Here is a 22,519-nt window from a genome sequence, read left to right on the forward strand (position 1 = left end):
CGTGGTACTCCCCACCGCAGCGACGACGCGGCGGGGGGTCCGGGACCGGACCACACCCAGACCGCAGCCCGCGCGGGGTGTTGGGATCCCCCAGAGCCGAGGCCGCCCGCCGCGCAGGCGCCCCCGGAGGGCCGCCAGAGGCATCGCGCCCCGCCCTTGGGCGCGAACGCGAAGCCACCACAACAGCAACCCGCCGACGCTCCACAGCACCACACCCACAACCACCACGCCCAAGCCCAAGCCCGCGCCCACGCCCAAGCCCACGCCACGCCCAACCGCAGCGAACCGACCCCCTGGGGACCGACCCCCCGAAGACCGACCCGACGCTGCACCAGCAGACGACGAGCGCCCCGCAGACCGAAGCCGTCGGTCTACGGGGCGCCTCACCCACGCGTGCGGGACGCCGGGATCAGTCCTCGAACGCCTCCGGCGCCGGGCAGGAGCACACCAGGTTCCGGTCGCCGTACGCGCCGTCGATGCGGCGCACCGGCGGCCAGTACTTGTCGGCCGGGTTCACGCCGGCCGGGAACACGGCCTCGGCCCGCTCGTAGCCGTGCTTCCAGTCGCCGGCCAGCATCGCGGCGGTGTGCGGGGCCTGGCGCAGCGGGTTGTCCTCGCGGTCCAGGTCGCCGGCGCCGACGCGGTCGATCTCGCCCTTGATGGCGGCCATCGCGTCGCAGAAGCGGTCGAGCTCGTAGAGGTCCTCGCTCTCGGTGGGCTCGATCATCAGGGTGCCGGCCACCGGGAAGGACATGGTCGGGGCGTGGAAGCCGTAGTCGATCAGGCGCTTGGCCACGTCGTCGACGGTGACGCCGGTCTCCTTGGTGATGCCGCGCAGGTCGATGATGCACTCGTGGGCCACCAGGCCGGCCGGGCCGGTGTAGAGGACCGGGAAGTGCTCGGACAGGCGCTTGGCCACGTAGTTGGCGGCCAGGATGGCGTGCTGGGTGGCCGAGCGCAGGCCCTCGGCGCCCATCAGCCGGATGTAGGCCCACGGGATCGGCAGGATGCCCGCCGAGCCCCACGGCGCCGAGGAGACCGGGCCCACGCCGCCGGCGGCGTCCTCGACGGTCCGCGGCCCCGCGATCGGGTGCAGCGGGTGGTTCGGCAGGTACGGCGCCAGGTGGGCGCGCACCGCGACCGGGCCGACGCCCGGGCCGCCGCCGCCGTGCGGGATGCAGAAGGTCTTGTGCAGGTTCAGGTGCGACACGTCGCCGCCGAAGGAGCCGGGCTTGGCCAGGCCGACCATGGCGTTCAGGTTCGCGCCGTCCACGTAGACCTGGCCGCCCGCGGCGTGCACCAGGTCGCAGATCTCGGTGATCTCCTCCTCGAACACGCCGTGCGTCGAGGGGTAGGTGATCATCAGGACGCTGAGCTGGTCCCGGTGCTTCTCGATCTTCGCCTTCAGGTCGCCGACGTCGACCGAGCCGTCCTCGCGGCTGGCCACGACCACGACCCGCATGCCGGCCATCACGGCGCTGGCGGCGTTGGTGCCGTGCGCCGAGGACGGGATGAGGCAGACGTCGCGCTGCTCCTGGCCGTTGTCGCGGTGGTAGGCGCGCACGGCCAGCAGGCCGGCCAGTTCGCCCTGGGACCCGGCGTTGGGCTGCACGGAGACCCGGGCGTAGCCGGTGACCTCGGCCAGCCAGCCCTCCAGCTGCCCGATCAGGGACAGGTAGCCGGCGGCCTGGTCCAGCGGCGCGAACGGGTGGATCGCCCCGAACTCGGGCCAGGTGATCGGCTCCATCTCGGTGGTCGCGTTCAGCTTCATGGTGCAGGAGCCGAGCGGGATCATCGACCGGTCCAGCGCGATGTCGCGGTCGGCGAGCTTGCGCAGGTAGCGCAGCATCGCGGTCTCGGAGCGGTGCGCGTGGAAGACCGGGTGGGTCAGGAACGCGGTGGCACGCAGGTGCTCGCCGAGGGCGTCCTCGGTGGCGGCGTCGAGCTCGTGGACGCCGGCCGCCTCCTTGCCGGTGACGCCGAACGCCGCCCACACCGCCCGCAGGTCGGCCCAGTCGGTGGTCTCGTCGCAGGACACGCCGACGGTGTCCTCGTCGACGAGCCGCAGGTTCACGCCGGCGGCCAGCGCCGCGCGCCACACCTCGGCGGCCCGGCCCGGGACGCGCACGGTCAGGGTGTCGAAGAACGCGTCCGGCACGACCTCGATCCCGGCCTCGCGCAGCCCGGCGGCCAGCACCGCGGTGTAGCGGTGGGTCCGGCGGGCGATCGCGGTCAGGCCCTCGGGGCCGTGGTAGACCGCGTACATGCCGGCGATCACGGCCAGCAGCACCTGCGCGGTGCAGATGTTGGAGGTGGCCTTCTCGCGGCGGATGTGCTGCTCGCGGGTCTGCAGGGCCAGGCGGAGCGCCTGGTCGCCGTCGGCGTCCACGGACACCCCGACCAGGCGGCCGGGCAGCGAGCGGGACAGGTCCTGGCGCACGGCCATGTAGCCGGCGTGCGGGCCGCCGAAGCCCAGCGGGACGCCGAAGCGCTGGGTGGAGCCCACCGCGATGTCGGCCCCGGCCTCGCCGGGCGAGGTGAGCAGGGTCAGGGCCAGGATGTCGGCGGCCACGGCCACCAGCGCGCCGCGCTCGTGGGCGGCGGCGGCGATCGCCTTCAGGTCGCGGACCTGGCCGGAGGCGCCGGGGTACTGGACCAGGACGCCGTAGAAGTCGCCCTCGGGCAGCGCCGCGCCGTCGGCCCCGCCGGAGCCCAGGTCGGCCAGCGCCAGCTCGATGCCCAGGGGCTCGGCGCGGGTCTGCAGCACGGCCAGGGTCTGCGGGAAGACGTCGGCGTCGACCAGGAAACGGGCCGACTTGCTCTTGCTCGCGCGGCGGGCCAGGGTCATGGCCTCGGCGGCGGCGGTGCCCTCGTCCAGCAGGGAGGCGTTGGCCACCGGCAGACCGGCCAGGTCGGCGACGACGGTCTGGAAGTTCAGCAGCGCCTCCAGCCGGCCCTGGGAGATCTCCGGCTGGTAGGGGGTGTAGGCGGTGTACCAGGCCGGGTTCTCCAGCACGTTGCGCAGGATCACCGGCGGGGTGAAGGTGCCGTGGTAGCCCAGGCCGATCATCGGGCGGAAGACCCGGTTGCGGCCGGCGATGTCCCGCAGCTCGGTCAGCACCTCGGCCTCGGAGCGGGCCGGCGGCAGGTTCAGGCGCTCGGTGAGCCGGATGGCGCCGGGGACGGCGGCCTCGGTGAGCGCGTCGAGCGACTCGTAGCCGAGGTAGGTCAGCATCCGGGCGGCGGCGTCCCGGTCCGGGCCGATGTGGCGGTCGGCGAACGGCGAGGACTGCTCCAGCTCGAACAGGCTCGGGCGCGCGGCGGCCGCGACGGCCGTCCCGTCCTGGTCGGTCGCGGTCGGGGCGGGCACCGGCCCGGAACCGGCCGCGGAGTCCTCTCCGGCTGTGCCGGGCAGATCCGTGAGCACTGCGGTCACCTTTGTGGCCTCTCAGGCGGACGCTCTAGACGTCGGGTGGTGGATTCGCGCCTCCCGCGGATCCGTCCTCCCCCTCTGTCATGGGACCTGAGAGTTTCACCGCGGGTGGGGAGTCCTTGCGGCACCCGCGGCTTACACCTTCGGTGAGGGCCTCGCGTGAGCTCGGCCCTGCTTTCCAGAGTCGCCAGCTCGAACGGTCCGTTTGCCTGAGAGTTTCCGGGGAGGATTGCTCCTTCGGCGCCCGCTGGGTGGGTCTCTCCCGTTCGAGGTTTGTCGGCGCTTACGACGGTATCAGCGCAGGCACGGTCTGTTCTAATCCCGTTAACCGTTTGCCGTAGCGACCCGGCCGGTGGTGAGCTGGCCGCGTGACCTTCCCCACCTCCCATGCCTCCCGTTTCGCCCCTGACAAGCACCTGCTTGGCCTGTTCGACGCCCGCATGCGCGCCGCCGCGGAACCGGACGAGCCCGGCTCCCGCGTGGAGCGCTCCGCCGCGGTGGTCCGGCAGGTCGGGGCGTCGCCGCGAGACTGGCACGGCGTGCTGTATTCACAGTTGGACGCCGATACAGCCGACGCCGTGATCAGCGCGGAGATCGCCTACTTCGGCGAGCTGGTGGGGCCGGGCGGCGCGCTCGAGTGGAAGCTCTACAGCCACGACCGGCCGGCCGACCTCGGCGCGCGACTGGCGGCGGCGGGCTTCCGGGCCGGAGAACCGGAGACGCTTTTTGTGGCGGAGATCACACAGCTGGCGGCCGGACTGCCGGAGGCGCCGCCGCAGGGCGTGACCCTGCGCGCGGTGACGACGGCCGCGGACGCGGACCTGGTCGCCGAGGCGACGGAGGCGGCGTTCGGCGGCGGCGGGGACCGGGCGCGGGCCCGGGTGCTGGCGCGCCTGGCGGCCGACCCGGAGACGGTCTGGACGTGGGTCGCGATGGCGGACGGCCGGCCGGTGTCGGCGGCCCGCATGCTGGTGCACCCCGGCACGGGCTTCGCGAGCCTGTGGGGCGGCGGCACGGCGCCGGAGTGGCGCGGCCGAGGGATCTACCGGTCCCTGGTGGCGCACCGGATGCGCCTGGCGGCCGCCCTGGGCTGCGAGTTCCTGCAGGTGGACGCCACGGACCAGAGCCGCCCGATCCTGGAGCGGCTGGGCTTCCGGGCCCTAAGTGTGACGACCCCTTACGAGTACCACTTCTGAGCGTCGTCCCGGGGAATCTGCGGTCCGGCCGCCACGCCGTTCAGGGTCCGGCCCGTGTCCTGCGGGTCCACGGGCACCTGCGGAAAAGGGGGCGACGACTGCCCTTTGGGGGGCTTCTCCGTCGAGAGCAGTAAGGACATGACCAGCCGGTCCTCCCCTGGCCCGAAATGGTCGGCCCGCTCCCCGCTGTCGACGAACCCGAAGCTCTCGTAGAGCCGGTAGGCGAGCTTGTTGGTGCGCTTGACCAGCAGCCGGATCACGTTGATGTCGCTGTCCTGCAGCCGGTCGATCGACGCCTGCAGCAGAATCCGCCCCCACCCCCGCCCCTGCCGCTCGGGATGCACCGCCATCCCGAGGATCCACCCGACGTGCGGGTCCTCCCCGCGGGCGTTGACCGAGTGCCCCCAGACCCCCTCCTCGTCCTCGGCCAGCAACCAGAACGCACCGGACGGATCGAAGATCACGTCCAGGGCGTTGCGGGTCAGCCCGTTGGTGCCGAACGCGGTGGCTTCCAGGTCGGCGATGGCGGAGAGGTCCTCCTTGAGGACACCCCGCAATCGCGGAGGCTCGTTCGTGCCCACGAAATCTCCTCTCGATGGTCCGCGTCGACCGCCGGTCAGATCTCCTGGGTATGGGTTACCCGGCGAGGCCGGTGGAGGAACGTGGGGTTGCGGCTGTCGGAGCACGGTCCGCGCCGCCGTCCTGAGGGTCTCCGATCTCCTCCGTCAGCACGGCGAGCGGGATCGACACCAGGCTGTCCGTCGCCGGGAAGAGCATCCTCAACGAGTTCGAAACGCGCTCGATAAGGGCTCGAAAGCTCTTCGTCAGCGCCGTTGTCGGGCACGGGTCGGCGAGGTTGCTCCTGGCGGAGTTCCACTGCCGGAAAATGCCCTTGCGGTTCACGGTGCCTCTGCGAGGACGACCCTCACACAACCTCTTTGCGCAGAGTCTCTTCCATCGCTTTTCGTGTCAGCAGCGCGACTTTGTCCCGCAGCCGGGTCACGGTGGACTGCCACTCCCAAGTCAGCTGGGCCTCGTCTTCGAGGGCCTGCCAGAGCCAACGCACCTCGGGGGGCAGATGCGCCCTCGGGTTCCAGATGTGTGCCAGGTAGCTCAGCGCCGGATCCATCTCGTCCTCGGCGCGCCGGCCGGGCCGGGTGGACCGGTCGAAGGCGTTCTTCATCGCCGCCAAGAGCCAGCCGTGGAGGGCCAAGACCTCGCAGAACTCGATGAAATGCGGGAGCAGCGCGGAGGGGGTCGACAACCGTACGCGGAAGACGCCGTCCGCACCGGCCTCGACCTCGCCGACGGGCTCGGACCCTTCGTGCAATCGGGCGGCCCACAGGAGGCGGCTGCTCTGGGTTCTCAACCGGGCCCGGCCGTCGATCTGGGGAACCCGGTCCAGCAGAGAGGTCACGTACGAAGCGGTCTTGCCCAAGTCCAGCAACGTGCCGCCGGGTTCTGTTCGGAGAAACGAGGTCACCAGGTCGGCGGGATCGGCCTTGTTGATGGCTTCCACCATGCCGGTGCGCGCCACGTAGTGCGCCCAGGGCAGTCGGCGCCGAGAAGCGTTGAGCACCACGGCCGTGCTCGCCGAGCCTTGAAGGACGTGGCCGGCGGTCAGCACCGCGCGCGCCCGTGCCGTCCCGATCACCCGCGGGTGGGAGCCGGAACGGGTCGCGAGCCGGCAGTCCAGGCTGAAGAACAGGTCCGGTGAGACGACCTGCTCGATCGGGTGCCGCCGCCAGCCGGCAGCGACATCGGGCAGGAGGGCCAGTGCCTGCCGAGCGGGTTCCAGCGGAAGCGGCTCGGAACTGTTCAGCAGTCTCGTCGTCACCGCGCCGAGGACGACACCGGGCTGCTCTCCGACGTCCGGGGACACGTCCGGCCACGCGGTCATCATCATCCTTCGAAAAAGTGATAGCTGATGCGGTCGGCCACGGCGGCCGGCAGGGGAATGTCCTTCTGCCGGGCGCGGGTTCGCACCGACTCCACGACCGGCGGGTCGAGCAGAACGTGGTCGACGATATGGCGCACAGCGTGCTCGACGCCCAGGAAGTGCTGCGGCATGACACTCAGGCAACGGTAGGCGTAGAACGGCTTGGCCTGAGGGTTCACCTTGATGATGTCAGGAACCTGACTCCAGTCGTCGCGCCAGACGCCGTCCCAATCGGTCACCTCCAGCGCCGGCGCGCCGTCCTTGCGCAGCAGCCCCAGTCGCACCAACTGCCAGACCGCGGCCAGGAACGGGCACGAGTACAGCCGCCGGCTCAGTACCTCGTCGTCGCCCGCTCCGGGCTCGGTGCGGTCCTTCCACAGCTCGACGTCCAAGAAAATCGAATGGTTGCGCCTGGCGTACTCCACACCCGGTTCCCAGTCGTGTGCCTGCATCGCGCTCAGGACAGCCGCCTCACGGGGTGGCCGGCCGTTCGCCAGCCACCCCGACCGCGAGGTCGGCGGCCTGCCGCCGGTGGTCGTCTCCGGCTCCGGTTCCTCCAGGATGCGCCGGGCCACCAACTCGGCGACCTGGAAGCCGTCCGAACGGCGCGCACACGCCGACTCCCGGGCGAGATAGTCGATGGCGATGCCGGCTTCCTGGGCCAGCCGCAGCAGCTTCTCCATGATCTCTGAGGCGTCCGGCCAGCGCTGGAAATAGTCGTCGATGAGAAAGCAGGTGCTCACGCGCGGCTTCTCTTCGCCGCAGACCACCGTGGCCGTCGCCGCGTCCAGCCAGGGCTTGACCCGCTCGAACTGTTCGCGGATCGGCGCGTCGTCGTTCCGCAGGTCCTCCATGTAGAAGTGCCCGACTTCGAGCGACAGGTGCGACAAGGGCAGGTTCTGCACCGTGGTGCCCTGGCTGTGCTCCACGAAGACCCGCGCGGGTTCCTCTGAGAACCGACGTGGCGTGACGGCCGTCATCAGAAGCCTTCCCAAGCAGCGTCGTCGATGACCTTCATCGCCAAGGCGTCGAATGCCTGCGTGGTGGCCGGCTTGGCCAGCCCGCGCCTGACGTCCACGTCCGTGATCACCTGCTCCCGCCAGAGCAGCATCGGCTCCAGCGGCGTCACGCCGGCCAGCAGGTCCCGGCCCAGCCGCCGAGACTTGGCCAGGTCCTTGAGGATGTCGTCGCTCCTGCTCACCCATCTCTCCTGCTCGGCGGTGGTCTCCTTGCCGAACGCCGTGACATCCGGCACCGCGGTACGGACGGTGCGGACCATGCGCATGAAGTCCGCGTCCCGGAAACCGGCGTCTCCCGCGCAGCTGACGATGCCGTTCGGGGCGAAAAGCAGTCCGCTGGCCGCGATCAGGTGCTGGGTCGTCCACCGATGGAACAGCAGCCACCGGACCGGGGCCGCCTTCCCGGAACGGAGCTTCGGTGAGATCGCGTGCAGCGACATGTCCAGCGCCGAGGACCGTCCACCGCTCAGGTCGACGACGCAGACGTCGAACTCCTGCTCAACCGAGGCGAACAGGCTGGCGGCCCTCTTGATGTGGTCGGCGCTGAGGTGGAACTCGGCACCGCCGACGTCCCCGGGATACAGCACGAGCCTGCCCGAGCCCGCCGGCCGTTCCTTGAGCGCCGCACGCTCGGTCACCATCCGCACGTCGACGCGCGCCGGTTCGGCGACCTTGCCCAGGATGAAGGAGTGCAGCCCGCCGCCGGGCGTGCCGCGTTCCAGCGTGGGGATCTCGAAGATCGCGCCGGCCGTGGGCGAGCCGAAGTCGAAGTCGAGGTACGCGACGTCCCGCCCTAGCAGCGACAGCCGGTGGGCCAGGTTGCAGCTGGTCACCGATCGCCCGGTGCCGCCCTTGTCGGAAGAAGAGAAAACCAGCATTCAGCGCCTCCGTCCGGCGTCTTCACGTGCTACCTCCAGCGCGACGTCCACCAGGGCCCGCGGAATCCGCGGCGGCTCCTCCAGCGGTCGCAGCGCATCGAGCACGTCGGACGGCGTGGTGTCGGGGTCGTGGACGCCGAAGGCGGTGATCTGGGTGATCGGGTGGAACGGGCACAGCAACTGCTCGGCGTCAGAGACCGGGTTGGAACCGGCCCGGCCGCCCCAGACCCACTTCCCGTCGGCATGGCACTCGTTCAGCATGGACCGCCAGATGTCCAGGATCTGTTCGCGCGGCTGGATCCGCACCGGGCCTCCCGGGAGAAGAGATCACCATGTCAGAAGGCTGAAACGATTGCCTCCCTCCACCGTAGACCCTCGCCCGCGCCCCCGGCACTGGTTCGGTCCCGAGCCGCCTCCGGGTGAAATCCCGATCTCCGATGTATCAGACTCCTACATCCTGGGTAGGGGTATCCCCCGGCAGACATGCGCCGGGCCCGGCCCGTCGTCGACGCGGGGCCGAGCGCGCGCACTCGGGGCAGGTCAGGGGCAGGGGCGGGAGCGTTGAGAACAAACCCAAGACAGCACATCCTGGATACGTGGCGTGCCTTCGCGCGCGTGACGATCAACAACGGGGAGTGGACCTGGGGCGGGCGCGACCCCTCGAACAGCATCAGTGACGCCGAGCAGATCCTGTGTCTGCTCTATCCCGCCACTGAAGTGGCGGGCTTCAAGCTGGACCGGCCGGACGCCATCGAGGACGACGTCCTGGCGGTGCTCAAGCCGATGGGCAGCGGGCTGGACATCCCGATGCGGATGCTGGAGGCGCTTGAGCGGTACCTGGACAACTACACCGACGAGGGCGGCCCGACCTTCACCGGCGGCTCCTATCTGCACACCGAGGAGCCGGGCAACGAGGTCAAGCCCGAGCAGAGCAGCTACGACATCACCGAGTCGTACTCGATCTCGGTCACCCTGTGCCTGTCCGCGAAGGGCTTTCTGCGGGAGTTCCAGCGGACGGTGGAGCGGGCCGAGCTGCGGGACCGGATCGAGGCGACGCTGAAGCGGCTGGACAACCGGCTCACCGTGGCCATGGTCGGCCTGCTGCGTTCCTTCGTCATCAACGTCCTGGAGCCCGACTCCGAGGCTGAGACGCGGCTGCTGCGCACTGTCAGCCAGGGCCGCGTGGTGGGGCGGACGCTGACCCAGGACCTGCGCGGGCAGCTGCAGCCGGTGCGCGACAAGCTGCCGGAGCTGACCTTCGGCCTGCCGCCGGAGAACGAGCGGCTGCTGCGCGACTACCCGGAGCGCTTCTTCGAGTGCGGCTGGGCCTGGGGAGTGGCGCAGGACGCCACCGACATCGACCTGCCCGCCGCCGTCGGCGTGCGCCAGCCGCACGGCATCGCGGACTCCCGGCCGGTGCTGCACTTCACGGTCAGCGCCCTGGACGGTCTGGCCGACCTCTTCTCCGGCCGCACGTCCCGCCAGGGCCTGCTCACCTCCGAGCAGCAGGCGCTGCGCGAGGCGCTGAACCTGCGCTGGGGCCTGGCGCTGCAGTACTGGTCCACGATCGCGACCTTCGGGACCGGCCGCTGGCCGATGGAGGACGTGCCGTGGGAGGGCAGCGACGGCCAGACCTCGCCGTACTTCACCGAGCTGGTGCTCTCGATCGTCAGCACGAGCCTGGTCGGCGGCAACGCCAAGGGCGACGTGGTCGGCCGCAGCGTCGGGGTGCTGGAGGAGCTGGCCCAGCGCGGCCGGGTGAGCCGGCGCGCCGTCGAGGAGGACCGCGGCATCACCATGCACGACCCCGGGGTGCCCATCCCGCTGCGCGGCTCAGAGCTCAACGGCCCGCCGCTGGCCTGGGTCTACACCGGCTATGCCGCGACGCTGGCCAAGGCCGCGCTGCGGTTCGCCTCGGTCACCTCCAGCCGCCGCAACCGGGCCCGGCTGATCGAGGTCGCCGACTCCGCGGTCGAGCACCTGCTGGCCCGCCGCCAGCAGACCACCGGCCTGTGGGACGACCCGTCCAACGTCTTCCCCGGCGTGGCGCCGGCGCCGGCCACCCCGGCGTGGGACATCACCGAGCGCGCCATCGAGGTCTTCGTCGCCTCCGCGTCCCTGATCGCCGCGCCCCCGGTCGCCGACCAGGGCCAGATCGACCAGGCCAACACCAAGATCGCCGAGGCCCGCCACATCCTGGACCAGGAGCGGCTGACCACGCCCACGGCCGGCGGCGCGCAGGAGCAGAAGCTGCTGCGCGAGGTCGAGCAGCTCCTCAACCGCGCCGACTCGCTGGTGTCCGAACGGCCCGCGACGGCGGCGGCGCTGGCCGACAAAGTGCTGAGAGACCTGGACGAGCTGGCCTTCGCCCGGCAGGCCGCGATCAGGAGCGCATGACGTGCTGATATTCGCCACCTCCGACAAGGGAGGCACGGGGCGCTCGGTGACCAGCTGCAACATGGCCTACCGGCGGGCACTGCAAGGCGAGATGGTCGCCTACCTGGACTTCGACTTCGGCTCGCCCACGGCCGGGGCGATCTTCGACGTTCCCAAGGCCGAGCGCGGCGTGGACGCCTCGGGCCTGCACTCCTACTTCACCCGGCACACCGACGCCCAGCAGCTGGACACCGCCCTGCACTCGGACAGCGACACGTTACGCGACCTGCCCCGGATCTCCGGCGCCGGCCGCCTGGTGCTGCTGCCCGGGGACCGGGACGGGGGCGAGTTCTCGATCAGCCCGGACATGCCGGCCCGGTGCGCCCAGTTGTTCCTGAAGCTCGACCGGGAGTTCGACCTGTGCATCGTCGACCTGTCGGCCGGCCGTTCCTACGCCGTGGACCTGGTGCTGGAGGCCACGGCCCGGCCCGAGCTGGCCGCCCTCACCACCCGCTGGCTGGTCTTCCACCGCTGGACCAAACAGCACATCCTGGCGGCGCACGGGCTGGTGTTCGGGGAGAAGGGGCTGCTGGCCGCCGGCGCCAAGCGCGGGCACAACCCGACCGAGCTGAACAAGGCCGTGCGCTACGTCCGCACCGCCGTCGTGGACCTGGGCGTGGACCAGGAGTCGGTGACCCGGGCGCCGCAGGGCGCGTGGCTGCGGGCCTACGACCAGAAACTGCGGGAACAGGCCGACAAGCTGCGCATGGGCCGCGCGCGGCTGGCCGGGCAGATCCCCTACGACCCCATGCTCCAGTGGAGCGAGCAGGTGATCGACGACTCGGACGTGCGCGGGCTGAAGATCGCCAACCAGGCCACCGTGCAGGCCTTCGAGGACCTCGCCGCGAAGCTGTCGGACGAGAGATTCTGGGAAGGGCTGTGACCGCCGTGGACGTGAGTTACCACGAGCTGACCGAGGCCGCCCGGGTGGAGGCGGTCCCGCTGGCCCACCTGTCGGTCGAGACCGGGCACCTGTACCTGGACGACTTCGCCGACGGCGACCGGCTGATCGCCCGGCAGCTGGAGCAGGCCGCGCCGTGGCTGGAGGCGGCCGGCAAGCGGATCCGCAAGCGGTTCGGCCGCAACGCCCGGATCAGCACCTGCTTCCTGGTCGACGACTACACCCCGTCGTCCTCGGCCGGCGAGCCGCCCAAGCCCTCGGAGGTGGTGGACATCGTGACCTCCGCCGCCGAGCAGGCCGGGTTCAAGATCGACTATCTGGCCCGGGAGGCCGGGTGCGCGGTGGCCTGCGAGCGCCCGTACTCCGGTCCCCGGGACCAGAGCCGGCTGGCGGACATCGTGGCCGGGCTGATCGTCGAGGAGGCCGCGGTCGGCGCCAACGGCTCGCGGCCGCCGACCGCGCAGACCGGCTGGCTGTCCAACGGCCAGCGCTCCCCGGCGGTCACCGTGGCGATGGACGCCCCGGAGTGGGAGGCGCCCCAGGAGTTCGGCAGCTACCGGCACTCGGTGTTCGTCGACGTCGAACTGTGGAGCCTGGACAAGAGCCGCTCGGAGCCGGAGCGGCAGTACTCGTGCTCGCTGCTCGCCGCGGTCTGGCAGCTGCTGCGGCTGGGCCTGCTGCGGGACGCCGGGCGGGCGGTGGCCGGCCCCTACCGCTTCGGGTCCGGCGAGGCGCTGCCGGACCTGTGGTCGCAGCTGCCCACCGTCACCCAGCTCACGCCGGACGCGGCGCCGTTCGCCGCCTACCAGAGCCTGTCGCTGCTGCCGCCGCACTACCGGGCGGCCGAGCACGCGGCCGAGGTGATCATCGACCACCTGCAGTTCGACGAGGCGGTGCTGAAGCAGACCGAGGAGCGGGCGCTGCACGAGGCCAGCCCGGTCACGCTGCCCGACAATCCCACCCGGCGGGTGAGCCACCTGTTCTTCGATGAAGTCCATGTCACGCACAACGATTGACGACGACCGCGCCGCGCGGACGGCCGAACCCGGCCGCCGTCCGCCCGAACTCGCCTTCGGCGAGGTGCGCACCTGCCTGATCCAGAACCAGGGCACGCTGTCCACCTCGGCGAGCGTGGCCCTGATGCAGCTCACCCCGGGCTCGCCGGTGAGCAAGGTGGAGCGCCCGGTGCGCCGGGTGGTCTCGCCGGAGCAGGTCACCGGGATCGACTGCCGGCTGAACGTGGCCCGCGAGGGCAAGGGCCGGGCGATCGGGACGGTGCTCAGCCACGCCGTGGTCACCAACGGCCGGGTGCTGCAGGGCTCGGCGCACGTGGCGCTGACCGCGGCGGCCTCCAGCGACCGCCGGGAGTGGCGGCACTACCTGCGGCGCCAGGGGGTCGCGGAGATCATCGGGTCGCCGAACCCGAACAACGTGCTGGACGGCTTCCTGGGCGACAGCACCCCGACCAACGGCGTGGACCTGGCCTCGATCAGCGACCGGGTGATCGAGGACGTGCAGCAGAGCTCGGAGCTGGACCACCACACCGCGCTGCGGGCCAGCACGGCGGTGGTGCGGTGGGCGGCGACGCTGGAGGCGGAGCGGTCCCCGACGGTGCACATCGTGAAGAGCGACGTGCCGAACGTGCACGCCGTCCGCCTGGAGGGCCGGCCCGGCGACCTGCCCATGCTGCTGCGCTTCTGCGAGGAGTTCGCGCTGCACGAGTGGCTGCTGACCACGGTCAAGGACGTCATCGTGGCCCGCGCCGAGAAGGACATCGACCGGGACCGCGACCCGCTGGATTCGCTATTGTTCGCTCTGAACCAGCTGGTACCGCTGTGGATGCCGCCCACCTATCTGAGTGAACGGATGAAAGCACTCTGGGACGGCGTCGAGAGCCGCACCCACTACACCGCGCTGTTCGACAAGCAGGTGGCGCGGGTGCGCGACCTGCGGGATCAGGTGAAGATCCGGCCGCCGCGCAGGTTCTGACCCGGTGGGGACCCCACCGCCGTGAACCGCCGGCGCCCAGGGCGCGTGACCACAATCGCGCAACGTCACACGCGGCCCCACCGGGACCGAGTAGCATGCCCTTGAAAGGTGGTCCCATACCCCCTATCAGGAACCTGTAAACACTGATTCGACTTCTGACGAGGTGTGCGTGACCACCATCGAGGCGCCGAGCAATGCCGGCAGCGGCACGTCCGACCGCGACACCGTGCGCCTCGTCGAAGAACACGACCTAGCCGCCCTGGAAGTCCTCGACAAAGAGGTCTTCCAGGACCTGGCCTACTCCAAGCACTACCTGCGGACCTTCTACAACCTGTTCCGCAAGACCTGGTTCGTCGTCGACCGCGACGGCGACCTGGCCGGCTACGCGCTGATCGGCCCGGACTCCGACAACCGCGAGGCCTGGCTGCTGGGCCTGGCGGTCAGCGAACGGCACCAGGGCCACGGCCTGGGGCGCAAGCTGATGCGCACGGCGGTGGACACGATGAAGGACCTCGGCGTCGCCGACGGGTTCATCACGGTGCGGCCGGACAACGAGGCCGCGTTCCACCTCTACGAGAGCTTCGGGTTCCTCCAGGACGGCGAGGAGCGCGAGGACTACTACGGCAACGGCGAGCGCCGCAAGGTGCTGCGGCACAGCTTCGAAGTGGACGCCCGGCCCGGCGGCTCCGGTGACGCGGGTGCCTGACCCGGGGGCCTGACCCGGTGGCGCCGGGGGCCTGACCCGGTGGCGCCGGGGGCCTGACCCCGGCGGGCCTTGACCTGGAGTCCGCTCCAGGTTGAACGATGCCGCCATGAGATATCGCGCTTTTGGCGACACCGGTATGACCGTGAGCGAGATCGGCCTCGGGGCCTGGCAGCTCGGCAACACCACGGACTGGGCCGGCGGGCCGGACCGGGCCGAGTCGCTGGCCATCGTCGGGGCCGCCCTGGACGCCGGGGTCACGTTCTTCGACACCGCGCCCAACTATGCCGGCGGGCACAGCGAGGACCTGCTGGGGCAGGCGCTGGAGGGGCGCCGGGACGAGGTGGTGCTGTGCACCAAGTTCGGAAACCACCCCGGCGGCCAGGACTTCTCCGCGAAGGCCATCCGCGGCTCGGTGGAGCGGAGCCTGCGGCGGTTGCGGACCGGCCACCTGGACATCGTCCTGTTCCACAGCCCTCCGCACGAGCTGCTCGACGGGCGCGTGGCGTCGCACTACGAAGTCTTCGAAAGCCTGAAGCGGGAGGGCCTGATCCGCGCGTACGGCGGCTCGGTGGACTGGCCGGCGGACATCGAGACCATGCTGGCGACCACGAAGAGCAAGGCGTTCGAGGTCTGGCTCTCGGCGCTGCACCAGGAGCCGTGGGAGGCGACGGAGCTGGCCGGCGCGGCGGGCGCCGGGAGCGTGGTGAAGGTGGCCCTGGAGTCGGGCTGGCTGGCCGGACGGTATGACGGCACGTCGACGTTCACCGACATCCGGTCCCGGTGGAGCCCCGAGCAGCTGCGGCGGCGCGCGGAGCTGACCGCGGACTTCATGGCGCTGGTCCCGCAGGGGCTGACGCCGGTGCAGACGGCGCTGCGGTTCGTGCTGGCGAACAGCGGGGTCTCGACGGTGATCCCGGGGACGAAGAGCGTCGCACAGCTGCGGGCGAACATCGCCGCCGCGGACGAGGACCTGCCGGCCGAGACCGTGGAGGCGCTGCGGAAGTTGTTCGCGGAGAAGATCGCCGGGGATCCGCTGGACTGGTGACCCAGAACGCCGACCGCCTGCGGGGCGGAAGCTCAAGATCCGCGCCGCAGGCGGCCCCCGCGAGGACGTGGTCGTCAGCCCGGACGGCGGCACCGCCTCCCCGACCGGCCGCGCCGCTAGTCCTTCACCAGCAAGGCGAAGAAGATCGCCATCGACAGACTGCCCAGATAGCTCTCGATCATCAGCAGCACCGTCGCGGCGGCCCCGAACTCGTCGTTGATGTCGCTGAGCCCGAGCGGGTTCAGAAAGTTGATCAAGCAGCCGAGGACCGACTGCCCCAGTCCGGCCGGCCCGCACATCCACACCGCGACGCTGAACACGACCAGCGTCCCCACCATCCAGCCCAGCATGCGGAACGGCAGGAACCCGTAGCCGCAGACGCGGTCGTACAGAGCCTCACGGGTCCGCTGCATCCCCGGCTGCCGGGTCCGGTGCAGGGCCCGGCGGCCGTTCAGGAGCGAGCGCTCGCGCTTCGCCTTCTGCTGGAGCAGCCGGTACATCTCCGCGGCGTTCTGGAAGGCCATCGCGGCGTGGCCGGGCAGCTCCAGTTCCAGGAACTCCTGGCCCATGGCGTCGAAGTGGGCGGCGATGCGGGCGTTCTGGGCGCGGTTGAGGCGGAACTGGCCGCGGCGCTCGGTCTCGGTGGCGAGGAAGGAGCGGACCACGGCCTGGCGCCGGGCGTCGACGGCGCCGCTGGTCTGGCGCCACTCGTAGTACTCCTTCTCCAGGGCCAGGTTCCCGCCGCGCTCGCGGGGCGGCGGGACCTGGCTGTCGAAGGCGTAGACGAGCGAGGGCAGGTAGCCGTCGAGGCGCTCCAGCAGTTCCTCCTCGTGCTGGGGTGGCACGCTGTCCCCGGAGATCAGGGCGTTCTCGACGTCGTCTCGGTAGTCCAGTTCGCACTTTGCTATGTCGTCGATGACGGACTCGACGCCCGGTGAGGTGGCACTCGGCACGAACGCGATTTTAGTGACGATCCGGTACCACGTCGATCACCATGGAGAAGGAAGGCAGGATCCTTATCCGATGCCCGCGAGCTCGGCGGCCTCGACGGCGGTGCGGATGATCCCGTAGCGGGTCTCCAGGTCGCCGAAGGCCGCGGCCACGCTCAGGGTCGTGACACCGGCCTCCTTGTAGGCGGCCATGCGCTCGGCGATGCGCTCCTTCGGGCCGATCAGGCTGGTGCGGTCGATGAACTCGAACGGGACCGCGGCCGCGGCGCCGGCGTAGTCCTTGGCCAGGTACTTCTCCTGGACCTCGTCGGCTTCCTTCTCGTAGCCCATGCGGCAGGCGAGCTGGTTGTAGAAGTTCTGCTCCTTGCTGCCCATCCCGCCGATGTACAGCGCGGCGTACCAGCGCACGAGGTCCGCGCACAGCTGCACGTCGTCGCCGATCACCGTGGGCACGGTCGGCGCGATGTCGAAGCCCTCCAGGTCCGCCTTGCCGGCCTTGGCGCGCCCGGCCCGGATGTGCTCCAGGTGCTCGCCGGCGTGCTCGGGGCTGAAGAACACCGGCAGCCAGCCGTCGGCGATCTCGCCGGTCAGCTCCAGGTTCTTCGGGCCGATCGCGGCCAGGTAGACCGGGATGTGCTCGCGCACCGGGTGCACGGTCAGCTTCACCGGCTTGCCCGGGCCGCCGGGCAGCGGCAGGCGGTAGTGCTTGCCCTCGAAGGTGAGCCGCTCGCGGCTCAGGGCCTTGCGGACGATGGCGACGTACTCGCGGGTGCGGCCCAGCGGCGCGGCGAACGGCACGCCGTGCCAGCCCTCGGAGACCTGCGGGCCGGACACGCCGAGCCCGAGCCGGAACCGGCCGCCGGACAGCGTGTCCAGGGTGGCGGCGGTCATCGCGGTCATGGCCGGGGTGCGGGCCGGGATCTGGAACACCGCCGCGCCCACGTCCATCCGCTGGGTGTGGGCGGCGATCCAGGTGAGGACGGTCGCCGCGTCGCTGCCGTAGGCCTCGGCGGCCCAGCAGACGGTGTAGCCGAGGCGGTCCGCCTCCTTGGCCACGTCCAGGTTCTCGGCGTCGTTGCCCGCGCCCCAGTACCCCATGTTCACGCCGAGCTTCATCGCCGCACTCCGTCCGGTAGGCCTCGCCCTGCTGTCGCCACCGCATATTACTTGCCAGTAGTAATCATCGCGACCGTGACGCCGCGCACGCGGTGTCCCCGCCAACCGATAGCGTCACCTGTCATGGAGCAGCGACACCTGGGGCGGACGGGACTGCGCGTGTCCCGGCTGGGGCTGGGCACGATGACCTGGGGACGGGACACCGACGAGCACGAGGCCGCCGACCAGCTCAAGACGTTCCTGGACGCCGGCGGCACCCTGATCGACACCGCCGACGTCTACGGCGACGGGGACGCCGAATACATCATCGGCCGGATGGTCGAGGGCATCCGGGCCGACGTCGTGATCGCCACCAAGGCGGTCAGCGTCCCGTTCGGCCCGCGGCGCTTCGACGCCTCCCGGCGCCACCTGCTCAACGCCCTGGACGCCTCGCTCAAGCGCCTCGGCACCGACTACGTCGACCTGTGGCAGCTGCACGCCTACGACGCCGCCACGCCCCTGGAGGAGACGCTGGCCGCCCTGGACACCGCGGTGGCCTCCGGCAAGGCCCGCTACGTCGGCGTCTGCAACTACACCGGCTGGCAGCTGGCGCGCGCCGCGACCTGGCAGGCCGCCGACTTCTCGCGGGCGCCGATCGCCTCGGCGCAGATGGAGTACAGCCTGTTGCAGCGCGGGATCGAGCGGGAGGTGCTGCCCGCGGCGGTCGACCTCGGCATAGGCCTGCTGCCCTGGTCCCCGCTGGGCCGCGGGGTGCTGACCGGCAAGTACCGCCTGGCGGTGCCGGCCGACTCCCGGGCCGCCTCGGCGATGTTCGCGCCCTTCGTCGAGCCCTACCTGGACCGGCCGAGCGAGGGCATCGTCGACGCCGTGACGACGGCCTCGGACGGTCTGGGCGTGGCGCCGCTGGAGGTGGCGCTGGCCTGGGTGCGGGACCGGCCCGGGGTCACCGCCCCGATCGTCGGCGCCCGCACGGTGGCCCAGTTGCGCGGGTCGCTGAACGCCGAGCAGCTGACGCTGCCGCGGGAGATCCGCGAGGCGCTCGACGACGTCTCGGAGCCGGAGATCGGCTACCCCGAGCACACCTGGCAGCCGGCCCGGCCGCGGCTGTTCGCGCAGCACGGTGAGTGACGTGAGTGAGTTCTGGCGAGTTCTGGACGGATGGATCGAGAAGTGACGATGACCGAACCCGAGACCGCGTCCCTGGAGCAGCTGCTGGCCTCGGCCGGGGCGCCGGGCGACCTGGCCCCGCGGGTGGCCGCGGCCCTGGGCCCGGAGGCCGCCGCGCGGCTGGCCGCCGACCCCTGGCTGATCCTGTCCGTGCCCGGGGTGCGCCCCGAGGCCGCGGACGGGTTCGCCCGCAGCGTGCTGTCCGGCTCGGCCGGGCCCGAGGACCCGCGCCGGGCCCGGGCGGTGCTGGGCTGGCTGCTGGACCGCGCCGCGCTCGACGGGCACACCGCGCAGCCGGCCGACGTGCTCTGCTCGGCGCTGGGCACGCTGGGCTTCACCGACCCGGCGGCGGCGCTGCAGGCGGCTCTGGAGGAGGGCGACGTGCTCGCCTTCTCCAACGCGGTCGAGGACGAGGGCGAGGAGCCGGCGGAGCCGAGCGCCGGCGGTCTGATGATCAGCCGCGAGCGGTACGCGTTCGCCGAGGAGGGCATCGGCGAGGCGGTGCAGCGGCTGCTGGCCACGCCCGAGCCGCTGGGCGAGGGCTGGGCCCAGCTGGACACCTCCGGCGACCGGATCCACGGCGAGCTGCGGGACACCGTCGGCGCGCACGGGCTGACGCTGCTCGCGACCGCGCCGGGGATCGCGAAGACCGCGCAGATCGCCGGGTTCGCCGAGGCGGCCGCGGCGGCCGGGGTGCCGGTGGCCATGGTCGGCGGGAACGCCGCGAGTGTGCGGACGCTGAACCGGGAACTCGGCGGGACCGAGCTGACGGTGCTGTCGGTGCAGGAGTATCTGGACTCGCTGGGGCGCGGTGAGGCGAGCGGTTCCGGCACCGCGACCGCCGAGGCCGACTCCCAGACCGACTCCCAGGCCGATTCCCAGGCCGACTCCGAGGCCACCGCAGAGGCCGCATCCGACGGCGTCCCGAGCTCCGACACCACCGGCTCCGGCACCGACGTCGACCTCGAAGTCGCCGAGCCCCCGGCCCCCAAGTTCGCCGAGCCCCAGCCCGGTCTGGTCGTGGTCTGCGCGGCCCACCAGATCGACGCCGAGTCGCTGGCCGCCCTGCTGGACGCGGTCCCGGAGGGCATGCGCGTGCTGCTGGCCGGCGATCCGGCCGAGCCCGGCCCGGCCGGCCCCGGCCAGCCGTTCCGCGACCTGATGGAGACCCGCTCGGAGTCGCTGCTCGCCTACACCTCCGACGGCCGCGTGCCGCGGGTCCGGGCCGCCGACTCCGAACCGCATCCGCTCACCGACCTGCGCTTCGCGCTGCGCGAGGGCGAGCTGCCGCCGCCGGAGAACGACCCGGAGAAGCGTCTGGTGATCGTCCCGGTCCGGGACTCCGGGGAGGCGGTGGCGCGCGCCGTGCAGCTGGCCGCCGACTCCATCCCGCGCACGTTCGGGCTGGCCGCCGAGGACATCCAGGTGATCACCATCCGCGCCTCCGGGGACGCCGGCGCGGAGACGCTCACCCGGGCGCTGCGCGAGCGGCTCGGCACCGAGGACGTGCGGGCCCTGACCGCCCGCGAGGCCCTCGGCGGGACCTGGCCGGCGGCCGTGGTGGTGCTGGACGGCCCGTCCTCCGGCAGCCTGACCCGGGCGCTGGTGTACGGGCTCTGCGGCCTGGCCGAGCGGCACCTGTCGATCGTGCACGGCGCCGGGTCGGCGCTGCCGCAGGCGGTCGCGAACGTGCCGGACCGGCCGCGGCACACGCGGCTGCCCGCGGTGCTGCGGGAGCTGTAGCCCGGGAGAGCCCGGGAGAGCCCGAACACGGCAGACCGCGCCGGCCCCATACCGGGCCGACGCGGTCGTCTGTGTTCCGAGGGCGGTGCCTCAGCCGGTGATCGCGGTCATCGCCGGCAGGTAGCCGCCGGAGTGGCCGTCGGCCGTCGGGTGGTAGGACTCGGTCACGTCGCTGATGTTCACCGAGTGCAGCCACTCGTTGAAGAAGTCGCACAGCTCGTGGCCCTGGAAGCGGCCCTTGACGTCGGCGAAGGAGAAGCCGGCGTTGTTCGCCTGGGTCTGGATGATGGAGTCCAGCAGGTCCGCGGCGTTGTTCAGCGCCTTGCGGTCGGTGGTGGACAGGCCCGGGCAGATCCAGGAGTTGGACAGGTCGTAGAACTCGGGGTAGTCGAGCACGACGACCCGCGCGTTCGGCGCGGCCGACCGGATCGCCGCGTAGGTGCTGGCCAGCCGGCCCGGCAGGATCGAGTTGGCCTGGGCGGTGGCCGCGTTGATCGCGTTCAGGCAGTCGCTCGTGGAGCCCAGCACGCAGGTCTGCATGGTGTTGGCGAAGCCGACATCGTTGCCGCCGATGGTGATCGACACCAGCGTGGTGGACGGGCTGAGCGCCGAGAGCTGGTTGTTCAGCACGTCCTGGGTGGTGGCGCCGGAGCAGGCCACCGACACGTAGCTCGCCGGGCTGTGGCTGTTGGCCCACAGCTGCGAGTACGCGTTGGTGCTGCGCAGGCAGTTCCCGGAGGAGCTGATGTAGGAGCCGGCGCCTACGCCGGAGGAGTAGGAGTCGCCGAGGGCCACGTAGTTGGCGCCGCCCGACGCCGACGCGGTGGTCGCCATCAGGGTGGTGCCGGCGGTCAGCACCGCGGCCAGGACGACGAACGCGCGCTTCAGCGCTGAGCGCGGCCGCGTCCGCTTGTGGGGACGAGCGAGCACAGGGGCCTCCACATGTGGGGGTGGGAATGGGGGGTGCGCTGCGGATTAGATTGGCACCACCCCAGGACCCTGTGAAGACGAAGTTACCAACGAGTTTTAACGCACCGGTAACAAGTTGGCTTCAGCGGTGGGCGGACCGAGGTCAGGGCGGGTCTGCAAGCTGCACTCGATCAGTGGCTTGCCAAGGCTTGAGAGCTGTTGTAGTTCCTCAGAAGCCGATTGCAGCCCAGCTCGGGTGTTCGACCGAAGGCGGGCCGGCCGGCTTTGGAACAGTTCTCTGATGCGGCTCGTTGACCGGCTATGGGATCACGAACACGCCCGGGGTATGCCGGGACCGGACCGGGGGCGATCACCCCGGACGGCTGCGCCGTCGACTTGTACGCACGACTGCCGGCCGGAGACGAGCCGGACATCGTCGCCGCCGCCGTACCGGCGGGCGCACGCATCCTCGAGCTGGGCTGCGGAGTGGGGCGGGTGACCCACCCGCTCCTGGAGCGGGGATTCGTGGTGACCGCGGTGGACGAGTCCCAGGAGATGCTGGACCACGTGCGCGGGGCGCGCACGGTGTGCAGCCCGATCGAGAGCCTCGACCTCGGTGAGGACTTCGACGCGGTGATGCTCGCCTCGCTGCTCGTGCACGCCGGAGACGAAGAGGTCCGCCGAGGGTTGCTGAAAACCTGCGTGCGTCATCTCGCGGACGGAGGATGCGTCCTGATCCAGCGTGAGGGCGAGAGGCGGTTCTCCGCTCCGGGTGAGGGAAAACCCCACCCCCTCGGCTTCACGCAACGGGTGCTCTCGTCACAGCCGCTGGGCGGAGGGGTGTACTCCGTGCACGTGCAGTACGAGTTCCCAGACGCCACGTGGACGCAGACCTACGTACGCAGGGAGCTGACGCAGGAGCAGTTCGAGCAGGCACTCGGGGAAGTGGGCCTGCGTGTCGAACGCTATCTGACGGAGGACCGGACGTGGGTCCGGGCGGTGCCCGCGCCCGCCGGACAGGCGGCGCGGCCCTAGCAAGTACCGGGCCGGTACCGGCCCGGCACCGGCCCGGATGCCGTCACGACCTGTCCG

19 protein-coding genes and 2 riboswitches are annotated in these 22,519 nt (G+C 71.4%); of the genes, 10 read left to right on the forward strand and 9 right to left on the reverse strand.

Features of this window, described 5'->3' with window-relative positions; translation table 11 throughout:
• Nucleotides 1-409 precede the first annotated feature (409 nt).
• Nucleotides 410-3,307, reverse strand: a complete 2,898-nt coding sequence (gcvP, locus tag ABD466_RS12615) for an aminomethyl-transferring glycine dehydrogenase (RefSeq protein ID WP_344657323.1) — start codon at nt 3,305-3,307, stop codon at nt 410-412.
• A 194-nt stretch (nt 3,308-3,501) separates the two neighbouring features.
• Nucleotides 3,502-3,620: riboswitch (glycine riboswitch) on the reverse strand.
• Nucleotides 3,621-3,708: riboswitch (glycine riboswitch) on the reverse strand. It lies immediately after the preceding riboswitch.
• Between the two features lie 165 nt (nt 3,709-3,873).
• Here gcvP and ABD466_RS12620 point away from each other — a divergent pair.
• On the forward strand, nt 3,874-4,629 hold the full coding sequence (locus ABD466_RS12620; protein ID WP_344657324.1) for a GNAT family N-acetyltransferase: 756 nt from the start codon (nt 3,874-3,876) through the stop codon (nt 4,627-4,629).
• On the opposite strand, the gene ABD466_RS12625 is transcribed toward ABD466_RS12620, so the two are convergent.
• The 5 genes from ABD466_RS12625 to ABD466_RS12645 all read right to left on the reverse strand — a co-directional run bounded on the left by ABD466_RS12625 (nt 4,611) and on the right by ABD466_RS12645 (nt 8,771).
• On the reverse strand, nt 4,611-5,210 hold the full coding sequence (locus ABD466_RS12625) for a GNAT family N-acetyltransferase (RefSeq protein ID WP_344657180.1): 600 nt from the start codon (nt 5,208-5,210) through the stop codon (nt 4,611-4,613). The genes ABD466_RS12620 and ABD466_RS12625 overlap by 19 nt on opposite strands.
• 344 nt (nt 5,211-5,554) lie before the next feature.
• Nucleotides 5,555-6,529 (reverse strand): SCO2521 family protein, encoded by a 975-nt coding sequence (locus ABD466_RS12630; RefSeq protein WP_344657181.1) that lies wholly within the window; start codon nt 6,527-6,529, stop codon nt 5,555-5,557.
• Nucleotides 6,530-6,531: 2 nt separating this feature from the next.
• Nucleotides 6,532-7,548, reverse strand: a complete 1,017-nt coding sequence (locus ABD466_RS12635) for an SCO2522 family protein (protein WP_344657182.1) — start codon at nt 7,546-7,548, stop codon at nt 6,532-6,534.
• A complete protein-coding gene (locus tag ABD466_RS12640) occupies nt 7,548-8,465 on the reverse strand; it encodes an SCO2523 family variant P-loop protein (protein WP_344657183.1) in 918 nt (305 codons plus the stop codon). The genes ABD466_RS12635 and ABD466_RS12640 overlap by 1 nt, the downstream gene beginning before the upstream one ends.
• Nucleotides 8,466-8,771: a hypothetical protein gene (locus tag ABD466_RS12645; RefSeq protein ID WP_344657184.1), complete on the reverse strand. Its 306-nt coding sequence runs from the start codon at nt 8,769-8,771 to the stop codon at nt 8,466-8,468.
• 177 nt (nt 8,772-8,948) lie between these two features.
• Here ABD466_RS12645 and ABD466_RS12650 point away from each other — a divergent pair, with 177 nt between their 5' ends.
• The 6 genes from ABD466_RS12650 (at nt 8,949) to ABD466_RS12675 (ending at nt 15,542) form a co-directional block, all read left to right on the forward strand.
• The gene (locus tag ABD466_RS12650) at nt 8,949-10,862 is read left to right on the forward strand and encodes an SCO2524 family protein (protein ID WP_344657185.1); all 1,914 of its coding nucleotides are present in this window, start codon (nt 8,949-8,951) and stop codon (nt 10,860-10,862) included.
• A 1-nt stretch (nt 10,863) separates the two neighbouring features.
• Nucleotides 10,864-11,784: an SCO2523 family variant P-loop protein gene (locus tag ABD466_RS12655; protein ID WP_344657186.1), complete on the forward strand. Its 921-nt coding sequence runs from the start codon at nt 10,864-10,866 to the stop codon at nt 11,782-11,784.
• A complete protein-coding gene (locus ABD466_RS12660; protein WP_344657187.1) occupies nt 11,781-12,818 on the forward strand; it encodes an SCO2522 family protein in 1,038 nt (345 codons plus the stop codon). The genes ABD466_RS12655 and ABD466_RS12660 overlap by 4 nt, the downstream gene beginning before the upstream one ends.
• Entirely contained in the window at nt 12,799-13,791 is a 993-nt protein-coding gene (locus ABD466_RS12665; RefSeq protein WP_344657188.1) for an SCO2521 family protein, read from the forward strand. The genes ABD466_RS12660 and ABD466_RS12665 overlap by 20 nt, the downstream gene beginning before the upstream one ends.
• A 169-nt stretch (nt 13,792-13,960) precedes the next feature.
• Nucleotides 13,961-14,497 carry a GNAT family N-acetyltransferase gene (locus tag ABD466_RS12670; RefSeq protein WP_344657189.1) on the forward strand — a complete coding sequence of 179 codons (537 nt, stop codon included), beginning with the start codon at nt 13,961-13,963 and terminating at the stop codon, nt 14,495-14,497.
• Nucleotides 14,498-14,603: 106 nt separating this feature from the next.
• The gene (locus ABD466_RS12675) at nt 14,604-15,542 is read left to right on the forward strand and encodes an aldo/keto reductase (protein ID WP_344657190.1); all 939 of its coding nucleotides are present in this window, start codon (nt 14,604-14,606) and stop codon (nt 15,540-15,542) included.
• A gap of 116 nt (nt 15,543-15,658) precedes the next feature.
• Here the strand turns inward: ABD466_RS12675 and ABD466_RS12680 are convergent, their stop codons facing one another.
• Together ABD466_RS12680 and ABD466_RS12685 are read right to left on the reverse strand one after the other, a co-directional pair.
• The gene (locus ABD466_RS12680) at nt 15,659-16,495 is read right to left on the reverse strand and encodes a hypothetical protein (RefSeq protein ID WP_344657191.1); all 837 of its coding nucleotides are present in this window, start codon (nt 16,493-16,495) and stop codon (nt 15,659-15,661) included.
• 63 nt (nt 16,496-16,558) lie between these two features.
• Entirely contained in the window at nt 16,559-17,608 is a 1,050-nt protein-coding gene (locus ABD466_RS12685) for an LLM class F420-dependent oxidoreductase (RefSeq protein ID WP_344657192.1), read from the reverse strand.
• Nucleotides 17,609-17,731: 123 nt separating this feature from the next.
• On the opposite strand from ABD466_RS12685, the gene ABD466_RS12690 reads away from it, so the two are divergent.
• The gene (locus tag ABD466_RS12690; protein WP_344657193.1) at nt 17,732-18,736 is read left to right on the forward strand and encodes an aldo/keto reductase; all 1,005 of its coding nucleotides are present in this window, start codon (nt 17,732-17,734) and stop codon (nt 18,734-18,736) included.
• Between the two features lie 48 nt (nt 18,737-18,784).
• Nucleotides 18,785-20,518 carry a helix-hairpin-helix domain-containing protein gene (locus ABD466_RS12695; protein WP_344657194.1) on the forward strand — a complete coding sequence of 578 codons (1,734 nt, stop codon included), beginning with the start codon at nt 18,785-18,787 and terminating at the stop codon, nt 20,516-20,518.
• 90 nt (nt 20,519-20,608) lie between these two features.
• Here the strand turns inward: ABD466_RS12695 and ABD466_RS12700 are convergent, their stop codons facing one another.
• Nucleotides 20,609-21,448: an SGNH/GDSL hydrolase family protein gene (locus ABD466_RS12700; protein WP_344657195.1), complete on the reverse strand. Its 840-nt coding sequence runs from the start codon at nt 21,446-21,448 to the stop codon at nt 20,609-20,611.
• A 300-nt stretch (nt 21,449-21,748) separates the two neighbouring features.
• Here ABD466_RS12700 and ABD466_RS12705 point away from each other — a divergent pair, with 300 nt between their 5' ends.
• Nucleotides 21,749-22,462 carry a class I SAM-dependent methyltransferase gene (locus tag ABD466_RS12705; RefSeq protein ID WP_344657196.1) on the forward strand — a complete coding sequence of 238 codons (714 nt, stop codon included), beginning with the start codon at nt 21,749-21,751 and terminating at the stop codon, nt 22,460-22,462.
• The last annotated feature ends 57 nt before the right edge of the window (nt 22,463-22,519 follow it).

The sequence above is a fragment of the Catenulispora subtropica genome (assembly GCF_039531675.1).
Lineage (GTDB): Bacteria > Actinomycetota > Actinomycetes > Streptomycetales > Catenulisporaceae > Catenulispora > Catenulispora subtropica.